Source organism: Kitasatospora sp. NPDC088779, from assembly GCF_040685395.1.
Classification (GTDB): domain Bacteria; phylum Actinomycetota; class Actinomycetes; order Streptomycetales; family Streptomycetaceae; genus Kitasatospora.
The window spans coordinates 279,495-299,713 of record NZ_JBFBHW010000003.1; the positions used below are offsets into that span (position 1 = coordinate 279,495).

Here is a 20,219-nt window from a genome sequence, read left to right on the forward strand (position 1 = left end):
GTGGAGGCCCTCACGTCCGGGGGCGGGGCGGCGGCCGGGAGTACCGGCCGCCGCACGGTGGATCCGGGAGACGTCACTGGGCCGATCCCACGTCGGCCGCCCACGGGTAGTACATGTAGGAGATGGTGGTCGGGGCGCCGGTGATCCTCTTGTTGAGGAACACGGCGGTGGGCCACTCGGCGACCGGGATCCACAGCAGCTGGTCGGACGCGGTCTTCTGGAGCTGCGCTTCGAGGGTGAAGCGCTCCGCCGGGTCGGCGGCGGCGGTCGCCTTGTCGACCAGGTCGTCGTAGGCCTGGTCGCTGTGGCCGGCGAAGTTCTGGTAGGCGCCGGTCTTGAAGTTGGCCAGCAGGTCCAGCGGGTCGGTGATGGAGTCGTAGTACGTCTCCGGGAACAGGTCGATGCCCTCGCGCGCCTTCGCGTCCGTGAACAGCGCGGTGAACGCGTTGGGCGCGATCGTCTTGAGCTGGACGTCGAGACCGATCCTGGCGCCGGCCGACTGGACGGCGGTGGCCAGCAGCGAGACGTCCTGGCCGATGGAGCTGGTCGCGACCGTGACGGTCTTTCCGGTGGCGCCGGCCTCCTTGACCAGGGCCTTGGCCCGGTCGATGTCCGGGGCGGTCGGGGTGAGCCCCTCGAACGCCTCCTTCCTGACGTCCGGCGGCGCCGCGGCCCAGGCCGCGCGGGAGGTGAGGGAGCCGGTGGCGCTGCCGGCGCCGGCGAGCCCGGTGCGCACGAAGCCGGAGCGGTCGAGGGCCAGCGACAGCGCCTTGCGGACGCGGACGTCGCCGAGCACGCCCTTCATGTCGGTGACGTTGACGTTGACCGTGCTGAGGCCCTCGCCGAAGTAGAGGGTGCCCACGCCGCTCCTGCTCAGGCGGTCGTAGCTCTCGGTCGGGATCAGGTAGCCGCCGTCCGCCTCACCGCTGATCATGGCGTTGACGCGCGCCGAGGGGTCGGTCAGGAAGCGGAAGTCGACCTTCGCGGACTTGGCCTTGGCGCCCCAGTAGGCGTCGAAGCGCCGCAGCTGGATGGACTGGCCCTTGTTCCAGGAGCCGAGCTGGTAGGGGCCGGTGCAGTCCAGGCTGCCGGAGGTGCCGTAGTCCTTGCCGGCCGCCTCGATGCCGGCCTTGGACGCGACGACGCCCGCGGCCGTGGCCATGTACTGGTTGAACTGCGAGTCGGGCTGCTTGAGTTTGACGGTGACCTGGAGCGGGCCGCTCTTGGTGACGGTGCTGACGTTCTGGAACTGCTGGGCCCAGGCCGCCGCGTTGTCGGGGTTCATCTGCCGGCCGAGGCTGTACACCACGTCGTCGGCGGTCATCACGCCGCCGGCGTGGAAGTGCACGTCGGGCCGCAGGTCGTAGACCCAGGTGGTGGGGTCGGGGCTGGTGGTCTTCGCCGCGAGCCCGGGGGCCAGTGTCAGCTGCGGGGTCCACCGCATCAGGCTCTCGCACACGTTGGACAGGATGGTGTTCTGCGGGTAGTCGAACGCCGAGATGTAGTCGAGGGTCGGCGGCTCGGCGTACACGGCCCAGCTGAACGAGTCGAGCCGGCCCTTGGCGGCCGGGGTGTCGGCGGACAGCTTGTACGCCTGGTCGCCGCTGCCTCCGTCACCGGTCTTCGGCGGCCCGGCGCAGGCGGCGACCAGGGCGAAGGCTGCCAGGGCGGCGGCCGGCAGGGCGTGGCGGCGGTGCGGGGATCTGTGCTCCGGGCGCTGGCTTCGTGGCATCGAGGGTTCTTTCTTCCAGGCTCAACGGGGGTCCGGCGGGCGGGGGGAGGGGCGGCCCCGGCAGCGGGGGTTCGCTGCCCGGCCCGCGGCGAGGGGCGGGGCGAGGGGTGGGGCGACGGGCGGGTGGCTGGGCCGGCGGGCGGGCGGCTCAGGCGGTGGGCACCTGCTGGGTGATGCAGTGGACACCGCCGCCGCCGTAGGCGATCGCCCGGGAGCGGACCCCGACGACCTTGCGGCCGGGCAGGGCGGCCGCGATGGCGGCGAGGGCCCCCTCGTCCTCCGGGACGTCGGCGACCGGGACGACGACGCCGCCGTTGGCGATGTAGAAGTTGAGGTAGCCGACCTCGACGTCGGTGCCGTTGACCTCGACGAAGGCGCTCTGCGGGACTTCGAGGATCTCCAGCTTGCGGCCCCGGGCGTCGGTGGCGGCCGTCAGGACGGCGTGGTTGGCGCGCATGCGCTCGTGGTCGGGGTGGTCGGGGTCGGCGGGCAGCTGGACGATCACCTTGCCGGGGGCGACGAACGCGCAGACGCCGTCCACGTGGCCGTCGGTCTCGGTGTCCAGCAGACCGCCGTACGGGAGCCAGATGATCGTGCTGACGCCGAGCTTCGCGATCAGTTCGGCCTCGATCTCCTCCTTGCTCATCCCCGGGTTGCGGTTCGGGTTGAGCAGGCACTGCTCGGTGGTGATCAGCGTGCCCTCGCCGTCGACCGTGATCGCCCCGCCTTCGAGGATCATCCGGGAGTCGACGCGCTCGACGCCCAGGCGCTCCAGCAGCCGCCCGGCGATCAGGTCGTCGGTGTCGTACGGGTGGTGCTTGCCGCCCCAGGCGTTGAAGCGGAAGTCCACACCGGCCCGCCGGCCGTCCTCGCCGAGGACGAAGATCGGCCCGGAGTCGCGGAACCACGAGTCGTCGATGGGGAGTTCCACGACCTCGACGCCCTCCCCGCACAGCTCCTGCGCCTCGGCGCCCCGGCCCGGCAGCGCGACCATCGTGACCGGCTCGAACTCGGCGATCGCCCGGGCGACCTGGGAGTACTCCCGCTTGGCCTCCTCGAAGGTCTCCCCCCAGAGGTCCGACCTGGTCGGCCAGGCCATCAGGCACCCGTCGTGGGGGGTCCACTCGGCCGGCATCTGGAACGTCATGACGGATCCTTCTCTCTTGTTCTAATTTTCAGTCAGGATGGGGTCGAGAGTGGCCGACCGAGATGGTCGGCGGGGGCTCGGCCGCGCTCAGCCGGCGGGCGGTGCGGCGAGCTGCGACTGGGTGGAGCAGTGGATGCCGCCGCCGCTCGCGATGTTGTCGATGTCGAGCTGGACCACGGTGCGGTCGGGGTACTTGGCCTGGAGGACCGCGTAGGCGACCCCGTCCGCGTAGCCGTCGCCGAACTGCGGTACGAGGACGGCGCCGTTGAGGACAGGGCGGGCCAGGCCATGAAGGTGAGGGTGTGCAGATCGGTCTCCGCGGGCATCCGCGGCAGCGCCGAATCCGAGCAGGCTGCGGCGGGTGGGAACGGGCGTGTCCAAGAGGACTCCCTTGGGGGCGGGAGGTGTGGGGTGACGCACATCTTGGCTGCAACTAAAAATTCAGTCAATACCCGATACGTACGGTATCGCGGTTTTCCTTGCCGCACCGGCCTGTCGTGAGCCCGCCACGAGCTTGCCGTGAGTCCGCCGTGAGCCCCGGGCTGGGGTCACCCGCCTGGCCGTACGGGAGTTGGGCCCTGAAACTTTGATCAGGAATTCCTCCGCGCGAGGCCCCGGCCGGGTAGGGTGATCGCTTGTGTCGGATCGTCGAACAGAGATACTCATCGCCGCCACCCGCGTCATCGCGCGGCGTGGTGTGCGCGGGCTGCGCGTGGGCGAACTGGCCGCCGAGGCGGGGGTGTCCACCTCGCTGCTGTACTACCACTTCACCGACCGGGCCGGGCTGCTCCGCAAGACCCTGGAGTTCATCAGCGACCGGGCGGACCGCTACACCGCGGAGGGGGACTCGGCGGGGTACTCGGACGATCCCCGGCGCGATCTCGAACAGGTCCTGCTCCTGGAACTCCAGGACACCCCGGACGTGCGGGAGAACAGCACGGCCTGGGGGGAGTTGAGGGCCAGCGCGGTCTTCGAGCCCGATCTCCGGGAGGAACTGGCACGGGCCACCCACGCCTGGGTGCACGATGTCGCGGACCTGCTCGGCCGCGCCCGCCCCGAGGCCACGGCGCCGGCCCACACGGCCTCCGCCGAACGCCTCACCGTCCTGATCGAGGGCCTCAGCGCCCGCTGGCTGACCGGTTCGATGCCGCTGGAGCACGCGCGACGCTTGCTCCGGGAGGCGATCGAGGTGGAGTTGGAGGCGCTTCCGGCCGTCGTGCGGTGCCGCTGCTGACCGATCCTCCACCTGCCCGAGGTCCGGGGCAGGCCGCCGCCGGCGCCGGTGCACCCCGCCGTCGCGGAGACTCCGTAAAAACCCGTTTGGCGGACGAGGCGACCGCTGCTATGTTTCCGGAGGCCGTGCGAGAGAACGAGGAGGTGGTACCCGTGAACGCAGTATTCACATGGGTGCTCTCCTCCGGGGTCACGGTCGGGCGATAGGTCGTCCGGGAGCGCCGTATCCGAGCCCTCCCGAAAGGCACGACCATGCACTTCACTTCTGAACAGCGCCTCGACGACGGTGTCCTCGAGCGCGAGTTCACCCTCGGCGAGATCCCCGGCATCCTGTGGACGCCCGGAGCCGCATCCGCACCGGCGCCGCTGATCCTGCTCGGCCACCCTCCCCTCGGACTGCGCAGGATGTACCCCCGACTGGTGGCCCGGGCCCGGCACGCCGCGGCGGACGGCTTCGCCACGGCGACCATCGAGCTCCCGGGAAGCGGCGACCGGCCTCGTTGGCCCGCCGTGGAGCAGGCCCGCGCCGACCTGCGCCGGGCGCTGGAGGCCGGCGAGCCGGTCAGCGACGAGATCGTCGACGCCCTCATCCTCCCGCTGGTCGACAAGGCGGTCCCGGAATGGCGGGCCGCCCTGGACGCCCTCCTCGCGCTGCCCGAGATCGGCGGCCCGGTCGCGTACTCGGGGGGAGTGATCTCCATCGGGATCCGGCTGGCGGTGGTCGAGCCGCGCATCTCGGCCGCCGTTCTGTTCGCCGGCAGTTTCGTGCCTCGCTCCATGTTCGAGGAGGCCCGGCAGGTCACCATTCCGCTGCATGTCCTGCTGCAGTGGGACGACGAGGGGAACGACCGGCAGGCGGCCCTGGACCTGTTCGACGCCTTCGGCTCGAAGGAGAAGTCCCTGCACGCCAACATGGGCGGGCACACCGGCGTCCCGCAGTTCGCCGGGGACGCCGCGGCCCAGTTCTTCACCCGACACCTGAGGTGAGGCCGGGCCGTCGGACCGGCGGCAGACGATAGCTGATGCCGACGGCCTGCCACTCGTCGAGGGCAGGCCCCGGCCGTCCACAGCTCTCTGCACCGTGGGCCCCTGCTGAACTCTCGGCAGGGGCCCGTGCTGCCTGAAGTCATCAACGGTTCGATTTCTGTGGAGCTTCGAGGAGACCGCACGCCCCGGCGGGTGTCAGGCGAACCGCGCGTTCACCCGACGGCCGGGATGTCGTGGGTGGCGCAGTGGATGCCGCCACCTCCGGCGGCGATGTTGTCGATCTTGACGGGGACGATCTCGCGGTCGGGGAAGTGCTGCTTGAGGATCTGCTGGGCGCGGACGTCGGCGCGGTCGTCGCCGAACTTCGGGAGGTAGACGCCCTTGGAGCCGACGTAGAAGTTCATGTAGGAGGAGACGAAGGCGTCGCCGCGGCCGGTGATCCTGTCGGGGTCGGGCTGCTGGAGCTCGATGACGTCGAGCTTCCTGCCGCGGGCGTCGACGGCGTCCGTGAAGACGCCGCGGGCCTGGTCGGCGGAGCGGGACCAGACGTCGGCGGGTGAACCGGGGAAGGCCTGGTCGAGCAGGACGACTCCGGGGGCGGCGAAGCGGGTGAGGCAGTCGACGTGGGCGTCGGTGATGTCCTTGCCCCTGACGCCGGCCAGCCAGATCACGGTGGTGACGCCGAGGGCCTTCTTGAGCTCGGCCTCGACCTGGTCGCGGGACATGCCGGGGTTGCGGTTGCCGTTGACGACGGAGCTCTCGGTGACCAGCAGGGTGCCCTGGCCGTCGGTCTCGAAGGAGCCGCCCTCGGCGACCAGCTTCGTCTCGATGCGTTCGACGCCGTACTTGGCCAGGACGGTGCGGGCGATCTTGCCGTCGTTGGCGTGCTGCTGCTTGTCGCCCCAGCCGTTGAAGTTGAAGTCGACGCCCTTGACCTTGCCGCCCTCCTCGACGAACACCGGCAGGGTGTCGCGGGCCCACAGGTCGTCGACGGCGATGGGGACGACCTCGACCGCGGAGCCGCACGCGCTCTGCGCGGCGTCCTTCTGCTCGGGGCGGGCCATCAGGACGACCGGTTCGCGGGCGGCGATGGCCCGCGCCAGGCCGGCGATGTCCCTCCGGACGTCGGGGAGCTGGTCGCCCCAGACGCTCTCCGAGGCGGGCCAGGACATCACGGTGCGGACGTGCTTCTCCCATTCGGCGCCGAAGCGGCGCGCACCGGGAGCCGCCGAGGACCCGGACGGCTGTGGGGCCCCGGATGGCTGCGGGGCCTGCGTGGCGTCCTCGACGGGTTCGTCGAGGTCCGAACAGGCGGTCAGGCCGAGGGCGAGGACGCCCGCGCCGCCGAGGGAGCGCAGGATGGTGCGGCGGGACAGATCAGGGTAGGGCACGGGGATTCTCCGGTCAGGGGTAGCGCCGACGTCGAGCTCGCCGTCAACACTTTCATTGACTGAAAAGTCAGTCAAGCCCGAAGCGGCCCGTCCGCTGATGACGGGCGCCGCCTTCGCCACGCATGCGTCGGCCGCCGCCGACCAGCCATGAGGGCCGAGCGCGGCGCGGCCGGAGAATGGCCGGAAAGTGCTGCAACTGCCTTGCGCAGCAGGATTGTTGGAGGTCCCTGACGCGCCCATGCTGAATTCGCCTGGCCTGCGCCGGGCCGCCGGGTGGGCGGGCGGCTCAGGTACCCCACGCCCCGACGCTCGCGCGCCCCACCCTCACCCCCCCCACCTCAGGCTTCGCGGGAGAACCCTCATGGGAATGACCTCTGCTCTGCGACGTGCCTCGGTCGTGCTCGCCGGCGGCGTGGCCGCGGTCGGGCTGTTCGCGCCGACCGCCGCGGCCGCGGACACCCCGGTCGTCCTGGCCTGCCAGGCGACCCCGCCGATCGGGTCGGCACAGACCTTCAACCTCAACGCCGGTGTCAACGCCGCCGCGCCCGCCACCGTCACGGCCGGCAGCCAGTTCACCGTCACCCTGGCCCCCGACGCGCTCACCGTGCCCACCACGGTGGGTGGTTACAGCATCCAGTCGATCAGCAACATCGTCCTCACCGTGCCGGTCCCCGCGAACGCCACGCTGACCGGCGAGTCGCTGACCGGCGGCTCCGGCTACTCGGGCAGCGCGAGCGTCGCGGTGAACAACGGCAACGTCGTGCTCACGGTGAACGGGTCGGTCGACGGCGGCGGCACCTTCACGCTCCCCGCGCTGACCCTGAACCTGGCCGCCGGGGCCTCCGGCAGCGTCATCCGCACCTCGGTGGCCGGTACGAGCTACACGGACCCGGGGCTGACCTTCACGGCGACCGTGCCCGTCTCGTTCTTCACCGTCGACGTGCCCACCGCCTGCTACCCGGCCACCGCACAGGCGCTCAGCACCACGACGGTGAGCTGACCGGGGGCTCGCGCCGAAGGCGACCGAGGGAGAACAGCACCGGGGCCGGCGCACAGTGTGCGTCGGCCCCGGTGTCGGAAGTAGCGGGGACAGGATTTGAACCTGCGACCTCTGGGTTATGAGCCCAGCGAGCTACCGAGCTGCTCCACCCCGCGTCGGTAGTACCGACCGTACGGCACCCGGCGGCGATCACCTAATCGGCCACCGGGCGGCCGGGTGCGCGGCTCCAACGGCGGCCCCGAGGTGATGCGCGTTCAGCGGAAGCCGACAGCCGCAGCGCGACGGAACCGGGGGCGCCGGCCGTTGCGCCCGGTGTCGTCGTCCGAGCCCGCCCGCTTCCTACGGGTGGTGGCTGCTTCCGGTCCAGGAGGAGGCTGCGCCCTGTTCCTCCTGCGGCGTGTACGGCTGGGGATAGGGCTGAGGGTAGGGGGAGGGGTGGTCGTCCGGCTGCGGCGGCGTAGGCCACTGCGACCAGGGCTGGGACTGCGGCGACTGCGGCGCCTCTGCGCGGGGGTGCCCGGGGGCCGTGCGGGCCGTGGTACGGCCTGGACGCAGGGGCCACCACAGGCTGCGGCCGAGGAGCGCGGCCAGGGCGGGCACCAGGACGACGGACAGCAGGAACGCGGAGAGCAGGATGCCGAGCGCGGTCGCGAAGCCGATCTGCTGGGTCGAGGGCTGCGGGGTCACGGCGAGGCCGGCGAAGGAGCCGGCCAGGACCAGGCCCGCCGTCGCGATGGCCGGGGCGGTGTGCCGGAGGGCGCGCGCGACCGCGGCCCGGGGCGGGCCGGGGTGTTCCATCTCCTCCCGGATCCGGTCGCTGATCAGGATGTTGTAGTCGGTGCCGAGCGCGACCACGAACAGGAACAGGACCAGCGGCAGCGTGAAGTTGACGCCCGGCTTGCCCATCGCGTGCTGGAACAGCAGGGCGGCCGCGCCGAGGGTGGCCGCGAAGCCGAGGCCGACGGAGAGCATCAGGACGACCGGTGCGAGCAGGCTGCGCAGCAGCAGGAGGAGGATGACCCCGATCAGTGCCGCCGCGACCGGGAAGACCAGCCGCAGGTCGCGGCCGACGGCGGTGGAGACGTCGGCGAAGACGGCCGGGGTGCCGCCGACGTGTGCGCTCAGGCCAGCCGGTGTGCTCTGGGCGACGGCGGCGCGGATCGGGCCGGCGACCAGGTCGCGGGCCTGCTGGGACTGCGGGTCCTCGGTGAGGAAGAGGTCGATTCTGGCGGCCTGCCGGTCCTCGCTCAGGACCGGCTTGGTGACCTGGCCGACGCCGGTGACCCGGGTGAGGCCCTGGGCGAGGCCGTCCAACGCGCCGGGGGTGAGGGGGCCGGCGTTCTTGGTCTCGACGTAGACGCTGGTCGGGTCCGCCACACCGGCGGGCAGGACGCGGGAGATCTCGGCGGCGGTGGTCTGGGAGGCGGTGCGCGGTCCGCCGCCCAGGCCGTAGTCCATCCTGATCCCGGCCAGCCCGCCGGCCAGGGCGCCCAGGAGGGCGAGCGAGGCGAGGACCATGACCACGGGCCGGCGGGCCACCAGGTCGGCGAAGCGGGCGGTGGCGCCGTCGCGGGGCACGGTCTTGAGGGCGCGCGAGGGCCAGAACAGTGCGCGTCCGCAGGCCGCGAGTACGGCGGGCATCAGGGTGAGGCTGGCCAGCAGCATGACCAGGACCGAGACCGCGACGGCCGGGCCGAGCACCCGGAACTGCCCGAAGCTGGCGACCCCGAGGGTGGCGAAGGCGGCGACGATGGTCAGCGCGGCCGAGGTGATCGCGGTGCCGACCTTGTGGCCGACCTCGGCGGCGGTGGCGCGGTGGTGGCGTTCGGGGTGGGCCCGCAGCTGCTCGCGGAAGCGGAACATCAGGAACAGGAAGTAGTCGATGCCGATGCCCAGCAGCACCACGCCGATCAGGCTCGGTACGGACGGGTCGAGCTTGATGCCGGTGAGCAGGGCGGTGCCCACGACGGCGCCGGCGGCCACGCCGCTGACGAGGGCCACCGCGATCAGCGGCAGCAGCGCGGCCAGGGCGCTGCGGAACATGAGGATGTGGAGCAGGATGATCAGGCCGACGGCGCAGGCGGACGCGACGGTCGCGAGGGTCTTGCCGTCGTCGGCGGAGTCGACCTGGTCGGCGAGGGCGCCGGTGAAGCCGGTCCGCAGTCCCTGGGCGGCGAACTCCGCCCGGGTGCCGTCCCGGAACGCCCGGTAGGTGTTCTCCAGGCCCGGATCGGCGGGGTTTCCGGTGAGGTTGGCGGAGAGCAGCTCGAAGGTCCCGTCCGGCGCGGTCATGGCCGGGTCGACCTGGGGGACCTGCGAGTAGTCCCGCTGAAGGGGCGCGGCGTCCTTGGGCTTGGGCATGGTGACCTTGAGGCGGCTCAGCCGCTTCGCCCCGTCGTCGATCTGCTGCCGGTCCGCGGCGGTCAGCGCCCGGCCGTCGGCCCGCGCGACCAGGACGGTCACCGGGTTGGCGTCGGGCTTCGTCCCGAAGCGGTCCTGGGCGACCTTCATGGCGGCGGCCGAGTCGTAGCTCTTCGGCAGGAAGTCGGCCGTCTGCGTCTGGGTCACCCGGTAGATCAACGTCTGGCTCAGGACGGTCAGGAGTACTCCCAGGACCGCCCATACGGCGATCACCTTCCACGGATTCCTGGTGGAGAATCCGGTCAGGGCGCGGATCACGATGTCCTCCGGCTGTGGTGCTGTCGCCGGGGATTTCCGGCACGTCTCCAGACCATCACGGCGTACCGGGCGTTCTCGTCCGAGCGCGGGAGGAGAACGGCATCAGGACCTGAGCCCGCCACCAGGCCCGGACCAGGACCAGGGGCCTGGTCCGGGATCGGTCCCGGGTGCCGGCCCGGGGCCGGGGGCCACAGGGAGAATAGACCGCAGGCTCCCCCCCCCCGAGGGCTCCGCGGGAACGGCTCACGGCTCACGGCTCGCGGCTCACGGACGACGGCACACGGCCGACCGGCCACGGAAAGGACCACCACCAGCATGTCGACGCACCACCGGCCGCTGCCGCTGCCGCAGCCGCAGCCGCAGCCGCAGCCGCCGAGAGCCGACGGTCTGCCCTGGACGGCCAGTGACGCACTGGTGGCCGTCGGGGCTGCCGCCCTGGACCTCCTCGGCTACTCGATCGGCGGCCCGGACGGAAGCCAGCCGATCGCCCTGACGGCGCTGGTCCTGCTCGTACTGGCGGCCATGCCGCTGCTCACCAGGCGCCGCTACCCGCTGGCGTCGCTGACGGCTGTGCTGGCCCTCGGCCTGGCCCTGAACCTGAGCGGGCCGGTGCCGCAACACTTCAACTGCACGCTCTGCATCGCGCTGTTCGCGGTCGCCCGCTCGCGCGGCCTCGTGGTGGCGGTGACGGCCGCCCTCGTGGCGGCCGTCGTACCGCTGCTGGGCCGGGGGCATCCGCTGCCGCCTCCGCTCTCGCAAGTGGCGTCCAACGTGGTCGCCGTGGCGCTGGTCATCGCCGCGGCCGAGGCGCTGAAACGCTGGCAGCACGCGGTGGAGGCCAGGCGCAGGCTGCTGGCCGACCGCGCGGTGGCGCAGGAACGGCGCCGCATCGCACGGGAGTTGCACGACATCGTCGCCCACCACATCACCACCATGCAGCTGATGGCCGGCGGTGCCAGAGCGAACCTCGGGGGTGACGCCGAGGTGGTGCGCGACGCCCTGGTCACGCTGGAGGGCTCCGGGCGGATGGCGCTGCGCGAGATGCGCCAACTGCTCGACGTGCTCCGGGCCGGCGACGAGCCGGAGGAGTCGCCGGCCGAGCCGCAGCCCGGTGTCGGACACCTCGGACGGCTCGTCGAGGAGTCCCGCAGGGCCGGTCTTCCCACTGAGTTCGCCGTCCTGGGGGAGGAGCGCCCGCTGCCGCCGAGCACCGGCCTGGCGGTGTTCCGGATCGTCCAGGAGTCCCTCACCAACACCCGCAAGCACGCCGGCCGGGCCCAGGCGCGGGTCCGGCTGACGTACCACCCGGACCGGATCACCGTCGAGGTGTCCGACAACGGCACCGCCGCGCCGGCCGACACCCTGGTGGGCGCCCTGGCGGGAGCGGGCGGTGCGGCCGGACCGAGGGCGGGCCGCACCGGATACGGTCTGATCGGCATGCGCGAACGCGTCGCGCTGCAGGGCGGCAGCATGGTGGCCGGCGCCGTGGACGGTGGTGGCTTCCGGGTGGCGGCCAGCCTGCCGGTGGCGCCGGCCGACGGAGAGGAACGGCTCGGATGACGGGAACCCCGGAGCGGATCAGGGTGCTGATCGCCGACGACCAGCCGCTGGTACGGCGGGGCCTGGCCCTGATCCTGGCACCCGACCCGGCGTTCGAGGTGGTGGCCGAGGCGGACGACGGCCAGCAGGCGGTCGACCTCGCGCACCGGCACCGGCCCCACGTCGTGGTGATGGACATCCGGATGCCGGTTCTCGACGGCGTCCAGGCGACCGAGCGGCTCACGCGGGAACTGCCGGCCTGCCGGGTCCTGGCGCTGAGCACCTTCGACATGGACGAGTACGTGGTCGCCGCCCTGCGCGCCGGCGCCTCCGGGTTCCTGCCCAAGGACGTCTCCCCGGAGGAGCTCTCGGCGGCCGTGCGCACCGTGCACACCGGGGAGGCGGCGGTGGCGCCGCGCCTGCTCACCCGGCTGATCTCCACGTACGTCACCGCGCCCCGCCTGCCACCGGCACCGGTGCCGTTGCCGGTGTCCAGTCTGGGCGAACTGACGCCCCGCGAGATCGAGGTGTGGCACCTGCTGGCCACCGGCCTGGACAACGCCGAGATCGCGTCGGCGATGGGCATCAGCGTCTCCACGGTCAAGAACTACATCACCAGCATCTTCGCCAAGCTGAGTGTCCGCGACCGTGCCCAGGCGGTGATCGCGGCCTACGAGTCCGGCCTGGTCGAGGCCCGGCCCGCGAACCCGGCGGGCTGAGGCGGGCTGAGCCTGCCCGAGTCGGACTGATCCCGGCAGCGGTACTCCACAGACGGCCTCGCGGTCCCCGCCCACGGGAGCCGCGAGGCCGTCTGTCCGGTGTCCGCCCCCCCGCGCAGGCAGGGGGCGCCCCGAGGGGTGGCGCGGTCAGCGGCAGAGGGCCGCGTCCAGGGCGTCCGCCATGTGCTGCGCGCCGGCCTCGCCCGGGATGGCGGTGACGGTGATGGCGGCGGCGCGGCCGTCGTCGGTGACCCCGTTGCGGGAGCGGTAGCCCGCGGTGGTCCCGCCGTGGCCCCAGGAGAGGCCGCCGCAGGAGAGCGGCTTGCTCTGCAGGCCCAGCCCGTAGCGGACCCCCGGGCCCAGGAGCTCGGCGGGGACGGTGGTGCGCATCTCGGCGAGCTGCGCCGCGGGCAGGAGTCGGCCGCCGAGGAGCGCGGCGTAGAAGGAGTTGAGGTCGGTGTTGGTGGAGACGATCGCCCCCGCCGCCCAGGCCGCCGAGGAGTCCATCTCGGTGTAGTCGATCGTCCGCGCGTCCGGCGAGCTGCGGTAGTAGCCGTGAGGGTGGGCCTCGTGGATGCCGGTGTCCCCGGGGGTGGGGAAGTAGGTGTGGCGCAGGCCGATGCGGTCGATGACGCGCTTGGTGATCTCCTCGCCGACGGGCCGTCCGGTGACCTTCTGGACGAGGAGTCCGGCGACGATGTAGTTGGTGTTGCTGTACTCCCAGCTGGTACCCGCGGGGAAGCGGGCCTGTTGGGCGAGGGCCGCGTCGAGGAGGTCGCGGGGCTCGAAGTAGCGGTACTGGATCGTGGTGAAGTCCGGGAGTGCGGGGGTTTCCATGTAGTCGGGCAGGCCGCTGGTGTGCTGGAGCAGCTGGCGGACGGTGATGCGGCGTCCGTCGATGCCGTCGCCGCGCAGCAGGCCGGGGAGGTAGGTGTCGACGGGCGCGTCGAGGCCGACCTTCCCTTCGGCGACGAGCTGGAGGACGACGACGGCGGTGAAGGTCTTGGTGTTGCTGCCGGCGCGTATCTGCCCGTCGACGGGGACCTTGGCGCCGGTGGCGAGGTCGCCGACGCCCGCGGTGTAGGTGCGGGTGCGGCCGTCGCGGCCCTTGACCGAGGCCAGTGCGGCGGGCAGGCCGTCGTCCTTGACCAGCGCGTTCAGGCTCTGTTGGACGCTGTCCGGCTTGGCGCCGGCGAACGCCGCGGTCGGTGCCAGCACTCCGGCCGCCACGACGCCGGCGGCCACGGCTGCCGCCACCATGTGCCGACCGCGGCGGCTCCGGTGGGACTGGGGGGAGCGGCTGTGCGGGACGTGCTCGTTCACGGAAGAACTCCTCTACGGGAAAGGGGAATTGGCGGGATGTGCAGGTGCGCGGGTACGCGAGCGCGCGGGTTCCGCGCTCGCCGAGGCGCGCAGAACCCGCGGGTCGTACTGGTGCGGAAGCTCAGGCCGGATCGGGGAGGGTCAGCGGCACAGGGCCGCGTCCACCGCGGCCTCAACGTGCTGTCCGGCCGCACCACTTGGGATCATGGTCACCGCGATGCTGGTGGCGCGGCCGTCATCGGTGGCGCCCCCGGCGGTCTCGTAGCCCGGAATGGTCCCGCCGTGGCCCCAGTAGAGGCCGCCGCACGACAGCGGCCGGCTCACCAGGCCCAACCCGTAGCGGGCGCCGGGGCCCACCTCGTCGGCGGGGACGGTGGTGCGCATCTGGGCGAGCTGCGCCGCGGGCAGGAGCCGGCCGCCGAGGAGCGCGGTGTAGAAGCGGGTGATGTCGCTGTTGGTGGAGACGACGGCGCCTGCCGCCCAGCCCCAGGAGGGGTCCAGTTCGGTGTAGTCGCGGAGCGAGCCGTCGGCGTCCCGGTTGTAGCCCTTGGGGTGGGCCTCGCGGATGCCCGTGTCCCCGGGGGTGGGGAAGTAGGTGTGGCGCAGGCCGATGCGGTCGACGATGCGCCGGTTGACCTCCTCGCCGAGCGGCCGCCCGGTGACCTTCTGGATGATCAGGCCGGCCAGCAGGTAGTTGGTGTTGCTGTACTCCCAGCTGGTGCCCGGGGCGAAGTGGGCCTTCTGGGCCAGGGCCGCGTCGAGGAGTTCGCGCGGTTCGTAGTAGCGCGTCGGACCGGTGAGGATCGAGTCCTTGTCCACGTACTCGGGCAGGCCGCTGGTGTGCTGGAGCAGTTGGCGGACGGTGATGTTGCGTCCGTCGATGCCGTCGCCGCGCAGCAGGCCGGGCAGGTAGGTCTCGACGGGGGAGTCCAGGCCGACCTTTCCCTCGGCGACGAGCTGGAGCACGACGACGGCGGTGAAGGTCTTGGTGTTGCTGCCGATCCGCACCTGCCCGTCCGTGGGCACCTTGGCTCCGGTGGCGACGTCGCCGACACCGGCGGTGTAGGTGCGGGTGCGGCCGTCGCGGCCCTTGACGGCGGCCAGCGCGGCGGGCAGGCCGTCGTCCTTCACCAGCGCGTTCAGGCTCGACTGGACGTTGTCCGGCTTGCCGCCCGCGAACGCCGCGGTCGGTGCCAGCGCTCCGACCGTCATCACGCCGGCGGCCACGGCGGTCACGACCGCCACCGCCCGGTGCCGGCCGCCCCGGCGCGAGCGCGGGAGGCGACTGTGCGGTGCATGCTCGTTCACGAAGAACCCCTCTGAGGAATGGCGCCGGTGATTCCCGGCCTTGATCAAGAGGACCATTCAGGGGCAGGCGAGTTCGTCCGTACCCAGGACGAGACCGCACCCGGGAGCCGGCTCCGGGAGCCGGCCCCAACCAGGACCGTGCTCCCGGCAGTGCTCTTGCCGGCCTTCCGGTGGAGAGGCGCTTCGAACCGTGGGGTGTGTTGTACTGCTGCGGTGAGCGCTGAATACGAGCTTGGCCAGGTCATCGCCAGTCGTGAGCTGGCCTTTACCGCTCCGGACGGGACGCAGAGGCCGGTGCTGCTGGAGGTCGGGCTGCCCTGCCGCGACCCGGAGGGGCCGGACTGGTACTGCCCGTACCGGATCACCGGACACCCGGGCGTCGTCGACCGCGTGACGGCGATCTTCGGCGTGGACTCGTTGCAGGCCCTGCAACTCGCCCTGACCCGCCTTCCCGGCGAGTTGAGGGAGTTGAGCGAGTTGAACGAGTCGAACGACGCCGCCGGGCTGACCTTCCTGGGCGGGACGGACTTGATGCTGGGGGGCGAGGGTTCCTGAGGGCGCAGAGCGGATGAGGCGTGACGGCGGTGACGGGGGCGGCCGCCTCGGACGGGGCGGGTGCCGGACAGGGCGCGTCCGCAGGTGGGCACGCCCTGTCCGGCACCTGTCCGGTGTGCTGTTTCAGTCGCGCTTGGCGATGGTGAGGAGCACGGCCGAATCCTCGATCGCTTCGACACTGTGGCGAGCCTCGGGGATGGGGATCAGGTCACCGGCGCGGCCCTCCCAGCTTGTGTCGCCCTCGACGAGCCGCACGTGTCCGCGCAGTACCAGGAGGGTCGCGTCGCCGGGGTTGTCGTGCTCGGCGAGGCCCGAGCCGGCGGTCAGGGCGAGGACGGTCTGACGCAGTCCGCGCTCGTGGCCGGTGTAGACGGTCGCCGCGCTGCGTCCCGAGGAGGCTGCCGCCGCACGCTCCAGGTGCTCACGGGCCTGTGTGTCCAGAGAAATCGTCTGCATGCTCCCCAGTATCTCGGACCGGGAGGCCGATGGGGCAGCATGGGTGACGGACCACCACCGGGATCCGTGGCACCTCCGCGCCTGCGCGGGCCCGCATCCCCGCCCGAACGGAAGACATCTTCGTGACCGATACCGCCGCCGTCCCCACCGAGCAGATCCGGGCCCGTCTCGCCGGGTACGAGCGCCGGTTCAGCACGCTGTCCGAGCAGTACTTCCAGGACCTGGCCGCCGCCTTCGACGCTCCGTCGTTCAGCCGGTTCACCCCGGACTGCCTGGCCCTGCTGCGGGACCTGTCGCTGCGCGGCGGCAAGCGGATGCGGGTGGCCCTGCTCTTCGAGGCCGCCCGGCTGGTGACCGCCGAGCCCGTGGCGGGGCTGGAGGACGCCGCGCTGAGCATCGAACTGCTCCAGACCCACGGGCTGGTCCACGACGACATCATCGACGACAGCCCCACCCGCCGGGGCGGGCCCTCCACCTACTACGCCTACCGGGGGCGGTTCCCCGACCGGCCGCAGACCGCGCTCGGGCTCGCCGTCCTCGCCGGCGACCTCGCACTCGCGCTGTCCCTCCAGGTCCTCCTCGATTCCCGGGCCCCGCTCCCGGTCCGACAGGCCATGGTCGAGGTGCAGACGCGAGCGGCAACGGCCACGTTCGTCGGCCAGATCATCGACCTGGAGCGGGACTTCACCGCGGACCCGGACGAGGAGGTGCTGCACGACGTGGCCGACTACAAGACCGCCCGCTACTCGGTCCTCGCCCCGCTCCAGCTGGGACTGCTCGCCGCAGGCGTCCAGCCCGCCCGCCACGACGAGGAACTGCGCCGCTACGCCCGGCTGGTGGGGATCTGCGGGCAGCTGCGCGACGACTACCTGGACCTCTTCGGCGACGCGGGGACCATGGGCAAGCCCACCGGAACGGACCTCCGGGAGGGGCGGCGCAACTACACCGTCCGCGCCGTCCTGGCGGCGGCCACCGACGCCGAGCGGGCCGTGGTGGAGTCCGCACTCGGCGACGGAGCCTGCACCGAGGAGACCGTCGCCGCCATCCGCGACATCGCCCACCGCCACGGCGTCCCGGAGCGGATGCGGGCGGACATGCGGCGCTTCGCGCACGCGGCCGCCGCGGAAGCCGCGGCCTGGCGCCCCAGGTGGCGGGAGGAAGCCGTCGCGTTCTTCGAGTACCTGCCGAGGTGGAGCGTCGAGCGAGTCCGGTGAGGTGAGGTGAGCCCGCGACAGGGAGGGCGGAGGACGGGGGAGGGGCGAGCGGGGAATCCCGTCCGTTCCTGATCGGCGGTCAGTTGGCTCCGGGCCCGACCCCGGTGGTGAGGACGAGCTTGCCGCGGGTGCGGCCCGCCTCGCCGCGGGCATGAGCGGCCCCGGCCTGCTCCAGCGGGAAGGTCCGCTCCACCTCGACGGCGACCTCGCCGGCGTCGATCAGCGCGGCGATCGTCGTCAGCGCGGCGCCGTCCGGCTCGACCAGGAACGGGGTGACCCGCACGCCGGCCGCCTCGGCGGCCGCGGCCAGCTCGGGGGAGACGCCGGCCGGGACGGCGACCAGCAGGCCGCCGGGGCGCAGGACCTTCAGGGAACGGGTGCTGGTCAGGTCGTGGTCGTCGCCCACCAGGTCGATGACGACGTCGATGCCGGCGGTGGCGTCCTCGAAGCGGGTGCTGGTGTAGTCGATCACCTCGTCGGCGCCGAGTTCCTTGAGCCAGGGGTGCCGGGCGGCGCTGGCGGTGGCGACCACGTGGGCGCCCAGGTGGCGGGCGAACTGGACCGCGAAGTGGCCCACCCCGCCGGCGGCTGCGGTGACCAGCACCCGCTGGCCGGCCCGCACCCGGGCCGTGTCGACGACGGCCTGCCAGGCGGTCAGTGCCGCCAGTGGCACGGCGGCGGCGTGCACGTGGTCGAGCGTGGCCGGCTTGCGGGCGAACTGCCGGGCCGGGGCGGTCACGTACTCGGCGTAGGCGTTCGCGGCGCGCGGGAACCACGGCATGCCGTACACCTCGTCACCGGCCTTCAGCGTGGTCACGCCGAAGCCGACCTCCTCGACCACGCCGGACACGTCCCAGCCGAGCGTGAACGGCGGCTCACCCAGCAGGCCGGCCATGCCGGAGCCGCCGCGGGTCTTCCAGTCCACCGGGTTGATCCCGGCCGCGTGCACCCGTACCAGCACCTCCGTCGGCAGCGGCACCGGACGCGTCACCTCGGCGACCCGCAGCACCTCCGGCCCGCCGAACGTGTCCTGGACCACCGCGCGCATCGTGTCTGCGGACATGCGTCATCTCCCGGAGCATCAGAGTGCGGAAGGCCGTTGAGCGGCCGTTCCTCGATGCCGGCGACGCTATCCCCGCGGGTATGGTTACCTTCAAGGGCTAGTACTTCCCATCGGGAAGTGTCCTGGTGAGGAGGGTGAGCATGACGACCACCTGCCCCAGCGGCGAGCACTCGCAGCACGACGTCTACGCCGCCCAGTGCCCCTGCCGCATCCTGCTCGACCTGCTCGCGAACAAGTGGGCCGCCCTCGCCATCGGCGCCCTCGAAGACGGTCCCCAGCGGTTCGGTGAACTCCAGCGCCGCCTCCAGGGCGTCAGCCCCAAGGTGCTGACCCAGACCCTGCGCCGCCTGGAGGACTTCGGCATCCTCGACCGCACCGTGTACCCCGTCGTCCCCCTGCACGTCGAGTACTCCCTCACCCGCCTCGGCCAGAGTGCCGCGGTGCCGTTGAACGCGCTTCGCTCCTGGGTCGAGGAGAACATCGACCAGGCCCTCCGGCCCGAGCCGGTCGCGGGGTAGCCCGGCAGTGGCCACGACCGGTTCCCGCAGCCGAGGGTTCAGCACGCCGCTGACGGTGGGCCTGGGGTGGGGGTCCACCGCCGGGGCACGTGGCCGGGGCCCACCGCCGGGGCCCGCGGTCACCCGGTCCGCCCCTGAACCCAGGGCCGGCGCAGGCGGCGGCCGCGCTGGGCCTCCGTCGCGCCGCGGGCGACGGAGCGGGCGTGGTCCTCGGCCTCCGGGTCGATGCCGAGCAGCCGGTTGTGGTGCAGGTGCACCAGCCCGGGCAGCTCGGAACCCCGGGGGGTCGCCGCGCGCAGCGCCTCGCCGTAGCGGGCGAGTGCACCGGCCCGGCCCGGCCCGGCGCTGCCAGCTTGCCAGCAGCTCGCCGCCGCCGGGCAGGCACGCAGGGCTGCCCGGTCGTCGGCGGGGTCGCTCAGCCGCACGGCCGCCGTCCGCAGGTCGCGCAGCTGGGCGTGGACGGCGGACCTGGGATAGGTGGTCAGCAGCCACTCCTCCGCCCGCGCGGCGCCCTCGGCGGTGTCCCCGTGGACGTGCCGGGCCAGGTCGAGCAGGGCACCGACGAAGGCCGCCGTCGCCACCGCGCCGGTGCCCACGGCGCCGGTCACGCCGACGCCGAGGACGATCACGGTGACCGCGCCGGCGGCGGCTCCGTCGGAGATCCCGAGCAGGAAAGGGTCGGCCAGGTCGTTCCCGGTCAGCGTCTGCAGCACCGCGCCGCAGACCGCGAGGCCTGCGCCGGTGGCAGCCGCTCCCAGAACGCGGGGCAGCCGCAACTGCCAGACGATCTGGTCGTCCAGCAGCGTGACGTGCGGGCCGCCCAGCCCGAGACGGCGCACCACGACATCGATCACCCGTGATGCTCCTGCAACTGCCCCATGGCCGCACCGCCGAACACGTCCGTGACGCCCTGGTGGAGACCGTCCAGGCGCTGCCTGGCCACCTGGTGCGCTCGCTGACCTGGGACCAGGGCAGCGAGATGGCTGCCCACGGCTCGTTCACCGTCGCCACCGGCATCCCGGTCTACTTCTGCGATCCGGCCAGTCCATGGCAGCGCGGCTCGAACGAGAACACCAACGGTCTGCTGCGGCAGTACTTCCCCAAGGGCACCGACCTGGCCGTTCACGCTCCTGAGCACCTGGCCAGCGTCGCAGCCGAACTCAACGGCCGCCCACGCAAAACGCTCGGCTGGGAAACCCCAGCCGAGCGCCTGCATAAACTGCTCGCGGCCTAGTAGGGCTTGGTCAGGTTTGTATGGAAGTGGGTATGTCGCGGTGGCAGGTGGGGCAGGCGCCGGCCCAGGTTGCGAGGAGGAACTGCATTTCGCGGACGACCTGGTAGAGACTCAGGCCGGT

The 20,219-nt window shown here is 72.5% G+C and carries 18 protein-coding genes, 1 tRNA gene and 1 pseudogene; 9 read left to right on the plus strand and 11 right to left on the minus strand.

Annotated elements, in window-relative coordinates; all coding sequences use genetic code 11:
- Positions 1–73: 73 nt before the first annotated feature.
- The 3 genes from AB0P03_RS04205 to AB0P03_RS04215 form a co-directional block, all read right to left on the minus strand.
- Positions 74–1,732 carry an ABC transporter substrate-binding protein gene (locus tag AB0P03_RS04205; RefSeq protein WP_363627776.1) on the minus strand — a complete coding sequence of 553 codons (1,659 nt, stop codon included), beginning with the start codon at positions 1,730–1,732 and terminating at the stop codon, positions 74–76.
- A 148-nt stretch (positions 1,733–1,880) separates the two neighbouring features.
- Positions 1,881–2,879, minus strand: a complete 999-nt coding sequence (locus AB0P03_RS04210; protein WP_363627777.1) for an agmatine deiminase family protein — start codon at positions 2,877–2,879, stop codon at positions 1,881–1,883.
- A gap of 87 nt (positions 2,880–2,966) precedes the next feature.
- Positions 2,967–3,260 (minus strand): agmatine deiminase family protein, encoded by a 294-nt coding sequence (locus AB0P03_RS04215; protein ID WP_363627778.1) that lies wholly within the window; start codon positions 3,258–3,260, stop codon positions 2,967–2,969.
- Between the two features lie 256 nt (positions 3,261–3,516).
- Here AB0P03_RS04215 and AB0P03_RS04220 point away from each other — a divergent pair, with 256 nt between their 5' ends.
- The gene (locus AB0P03_RS04220; RefSeq protein WP_063352386.1) at positions 3,517–4,113 is read left to right on the plus strand and encodes a TetR/AcrR family transcriptional regulator; all 597 of its coding nucleotides are present in this window, start codon (positions 3,517–3,519) and stop codon (positions 4,111–4,113) included.
- Positions 4,114–4,364: 251 nt separating this feature from the next.
- Positions 4,365–5,099 (plus strand): alpha/beta hydrolase, encoded by a 735-nt coding sequence (locus AB0P03_RS04225; RefSeq protein WP_363585519.1) that lies wholly within the window; start codon positions 4,365–4,367, stop codon positions 5,097–5,099.
- A gap of 212 nt (positions 5,100–5,311) precedes the next feature.
- On the opposite strand, the gene AB0P03_RS04230 is transcribed toward AB0P03_RS04225, so the two are convergent.
- Positions 5,312–6,490 (minus strand): agmatine deiminase family protein, encoded by a 1,179-nt coding sequence (locus tag AB0P03_RS04230; protein WP_363627779.1) that lies wholly within the window; start codon positions 6,488–6,490, stop codon positions 5,312–5,314.
- 367 nt (positions 6,491–6,857) lie between these two features.
- Between AB0P03_RS04230 and AB0P03_RS04235 the strand changes: the two genes are divergently transcribed.
- Positions 6,858–7,490, plus strand: a complete 633-nt coding sequence (locus AB0P03_RS04235; RefSeq protein ID WP_350878819.1) for a cyclase — start codon at positions 6,858–6,860, stop codon at positions 7,488–7,490.
- 81 nt (positions 7,491–7,571) lie between these two features.
- On the opposite strand, the gene AB0P03_RS04240 is transcribed toward AB0P03_RS04235, so the two are convergent.
- Positions 7,572–7,645 (minus strand) — tRNA-Met (locus AB0P03_RS04240).
- Between the two features lie 184 nt (positions 7,646–7,829).
- Positions 7,830–10,169, minus strand: a complete 2,340-nt coding sequence (locus AB0P03_RS04245) for an MMPL family transporter (protein ID WP_363627780.1) — start codon at positions 10,167–10,169, stop codon at positions 7,830–7,832.
- 315 nt (positions 10,170–10,484) lie between these two features.
- Between AB0P03_RS04245 and AB0P03_RS04250 the strand changes: the two genes are divergently transcribed.
- Positions 10,485–11,729 carry a histidine kinase gene (locus tag AB0P03_RS04250; RefSeq protein WP_363627781.1) on the plus strand — a complete coding sequence of 415 codons (1,245 nt, stop codon included), beginning with the start codon at positions 10,485–10,487 and terminating at the stop codon, positions 11,727–11,729.
- Positions 11,726–12,427: a response regulator transcription factor gene (locus AB0P03_RS04255; RefSeq protein WP_363627782.1), complete on the plus strand. Its 702-nt coding sequence runs from the start codon at positions 11,726–11,728 to the stop codon at positions 12,425–12,427. The genes AB0P03_RS04250 and AB0P03_RS04255 overlap by 4 nt, the downstream gene beginning before the upstream one ends.
- A gap of 147 nt (positions 12,428–12,574) precedes the next feature.
- Here the strand turns inward: AB0P03_RS04255 and AB0P03_RS04260 are convergent, their stop codons facing one another.
- Entirely contained in the window at positions 12,575–13,687 is a 1,113-nt protein-coding gene (locus AB0P03_RS04260; RefSeq protein WP_363627794.1) for a serine hydrolase domain-containing protein, read from the minus strand.
- 204 nt (positions 13,688–13,891) lie between these two features.
- On the minus strand, positions 13,892–14,962 hold the full coding sequence (locus AB0P03_RS04265; RefSeq protein WP_363627795.1) for a serine hydrolase domain-containing protein: 1,071 nt from the start codon (positions 14,960–14,962) through the stop codon (positions 13,892–13,894).
- A 309-nt stretch (positions 14,963–15,271) separates the two neighbouring features.
- Here AB0P03_RS04265 and AB0P03_RS04270 point away from each other — a divergent pair, with 309 nt between their 5' ends.
- The gene (locus AB0P03_RS04270) at positions 15,272–15,613 is read left to right on the plus strand and encodes a hypothetical protein (RefSeq protein WP_363627783.1); all 342 of its coding nucleotides are present in this window, start codon (positions 15,272–15,274) and stop codon (positions 15,611–15,613) included.
- Positions 15,614–15,736: 123 nt separating this feature from the next.
- Here the strand turns inward: AB0P03_RS04270 and AB0P03_RS04275 are convergent, their stop codons facing one another.
- Positions 15,737–16,069, minus strand: a complete 333-nt coding sequence (locus tag AB0P03_RS04275; RefSeq protein ID WP_363627784.1) for a cupin domain-containing protein — start codon at positions 16,067–16,069, stop codon at positions 15,737–15,739.
- Between the two features lie 122 nt (positions 16,070–16,191).
- On the opposite strand from AB0P03_RS04275, the gene AB0P03_RS04280 reads away from it, so the two are divergent.
- On the plus strand, positions 16,192–17,283 hold the full coding sequence (locus tag AB0P03_RS04280; RefSeq protein WP_363627785.1) for a polyprenyl synthetase family protein: 1,092 nt from the start codon (positions 16,192–16,194) through the stop codon (positions 17,281–17,283).
- A 79-nt stretch (positions 17,284–17,362) separates the two neighbouring features.
- Here AB0P03_RS04280 and AB0P03_RS04285 read toward each other — a convergent pair whose 3' ends face one another.
- A complete protein-coding gene (locus AB0P03_RS04285; protein WP_363627786.1) occupies positions 17,363–18,346 on the minus strand; it encodes an NADP-dependent oxidoreductase in 984 nt (327 codons plus the stop codon).
- A 140-nt stretch (positions 18,347–18,486) separates the two neighbouring features.
- Between AB0P03_RS04285 and AB0P03_RS04290 the strand changes: the two genes are divergently transcribed.
- Positions 18,487–18,864, plus strand: coding sequence for a helix-turn-helix domain-containing protein (locus AB0P03_RS04290; protein ID WP_363585541.1), 378 nt, complete (start codon positions 18,487–18,489; stop codon positions 18,862–18,864).
- A gap of 119 nt (positions 18,865–18,983) precedes the next feature.
- Here the strand turns inward: AB0P03_RS04290 and AB0P03_RS04295 are convergent, their stop codons facing one another.
- A complete protein-coding gene (locus tag AB0P03_RS04295; RefSeq protein ID WP_363627787.1) occupies positions 18,984–19,718 on the minus strand; it encodes an iron chelate uptake ABC transporter family permease subunit in 735 nt (244 codons plus the stop codon).
- 2 nt (positions 19,719–19,720) lie between these two features.
- Between AB0P03_RS04295 and AB0P03_RS04300 the strand changes: the two are divergent.
- A pseudogene (locus AB0P03_RS04300) lies at positions 19,721–20,098 on the plus strand (IS30 family transposase); the annotation flags it as partial.
- Between the last annotated feature and the right edge of the window lie 121 nt (positions 20,099–20,219).

What these genes read in the sequence shown, in the direction of transcription:
- AB0P03_RS04210 (WP_363627777.1), bottom strand. Translation starts at nt 2,879, where the DNA reads ATGACGTTCCAGATGCCGGCCGAGTGGACCCCCCACGACGGGTGCCTG.
- AB0P03_RS04265 (WP_363627795.1), bottom strand. Translation starts at nt 14,962, where the DNA reads ATGACGGTCGGAGCGCTGGCACCGACCGCGGCGTTCGCGGGCGGCAAG.
- AB0P03_RS04290 (WP_363585541.1), top strand. Translation starts at nt 18,487, where the DNA reads ATGACGACCACCTGCCCCAGCGGCGAGCACTCGCAGCACGACGTCTAC.
- AB0P03_RS04225 (WP_363585519.1), top strand. Translation starts at nt 4,365, where the DNA reads ATGCACTTCACTTCTGAACAGCGCCTCGACGACGGTGTCCTCGAGCGC.
- AB0P03_RS04250 (WP_363627781.1), top strand. Translation starts at nt 10,485, where the DNA reads ATGTCGACGCACCACCGGCCGCTGCCGCTGCCGCAGCCGCAGCCGCAG.
- AB0P03_RS04275 (WP_363627784.1), bottom strand. Translation starts at nt 16,069, where the DNA reads ATGCAGACGATTTCTCTGGACACACAGGCCCGTGAGCACCTGGAGCGT.
- AB0P03_RS04235 (WP_350878819.1), top strand. Translation starts at nt 6,858, where the DNA reads ATGACCTCTGCTCTGCGACGTGCCTCGGTCGTGCTCGCCGGCGGCGTG.
- AB0P03_RS04255 (WP_363627782.1), top strand. Translation starts at nt 11,726, where the DNA reads ATGACGGGAACCCCGGAGCGGATCAGGGTGCTGATCGCCGACGACCAG.
- AB0P03_RS04285 (WP_363627786.1), bottom strand. Translation starts at nt 18,346, where the DNA reads ATGTCCGCAGACACGATGCGCGCGGTGGTCCAGGACACGTTCGGCGGG.
- AB0P03_RS04205 (WP_363627776.1), bottom strand. Translation starts at nt 1,732, where the DNA reads ATGCCACGAAGCCAGCGCCCGGAGCACAGATCCCCGCACCGCCGCCAC.
- AB0P03_RS04260 (WP_363627794.1), bottom strand. Translation starts at nt 13,687, where the DNA reads ATGGTGGCGGCAGCCGTGGCCGCCGGCGTCGTGGCGGCCGGAGTGCTG.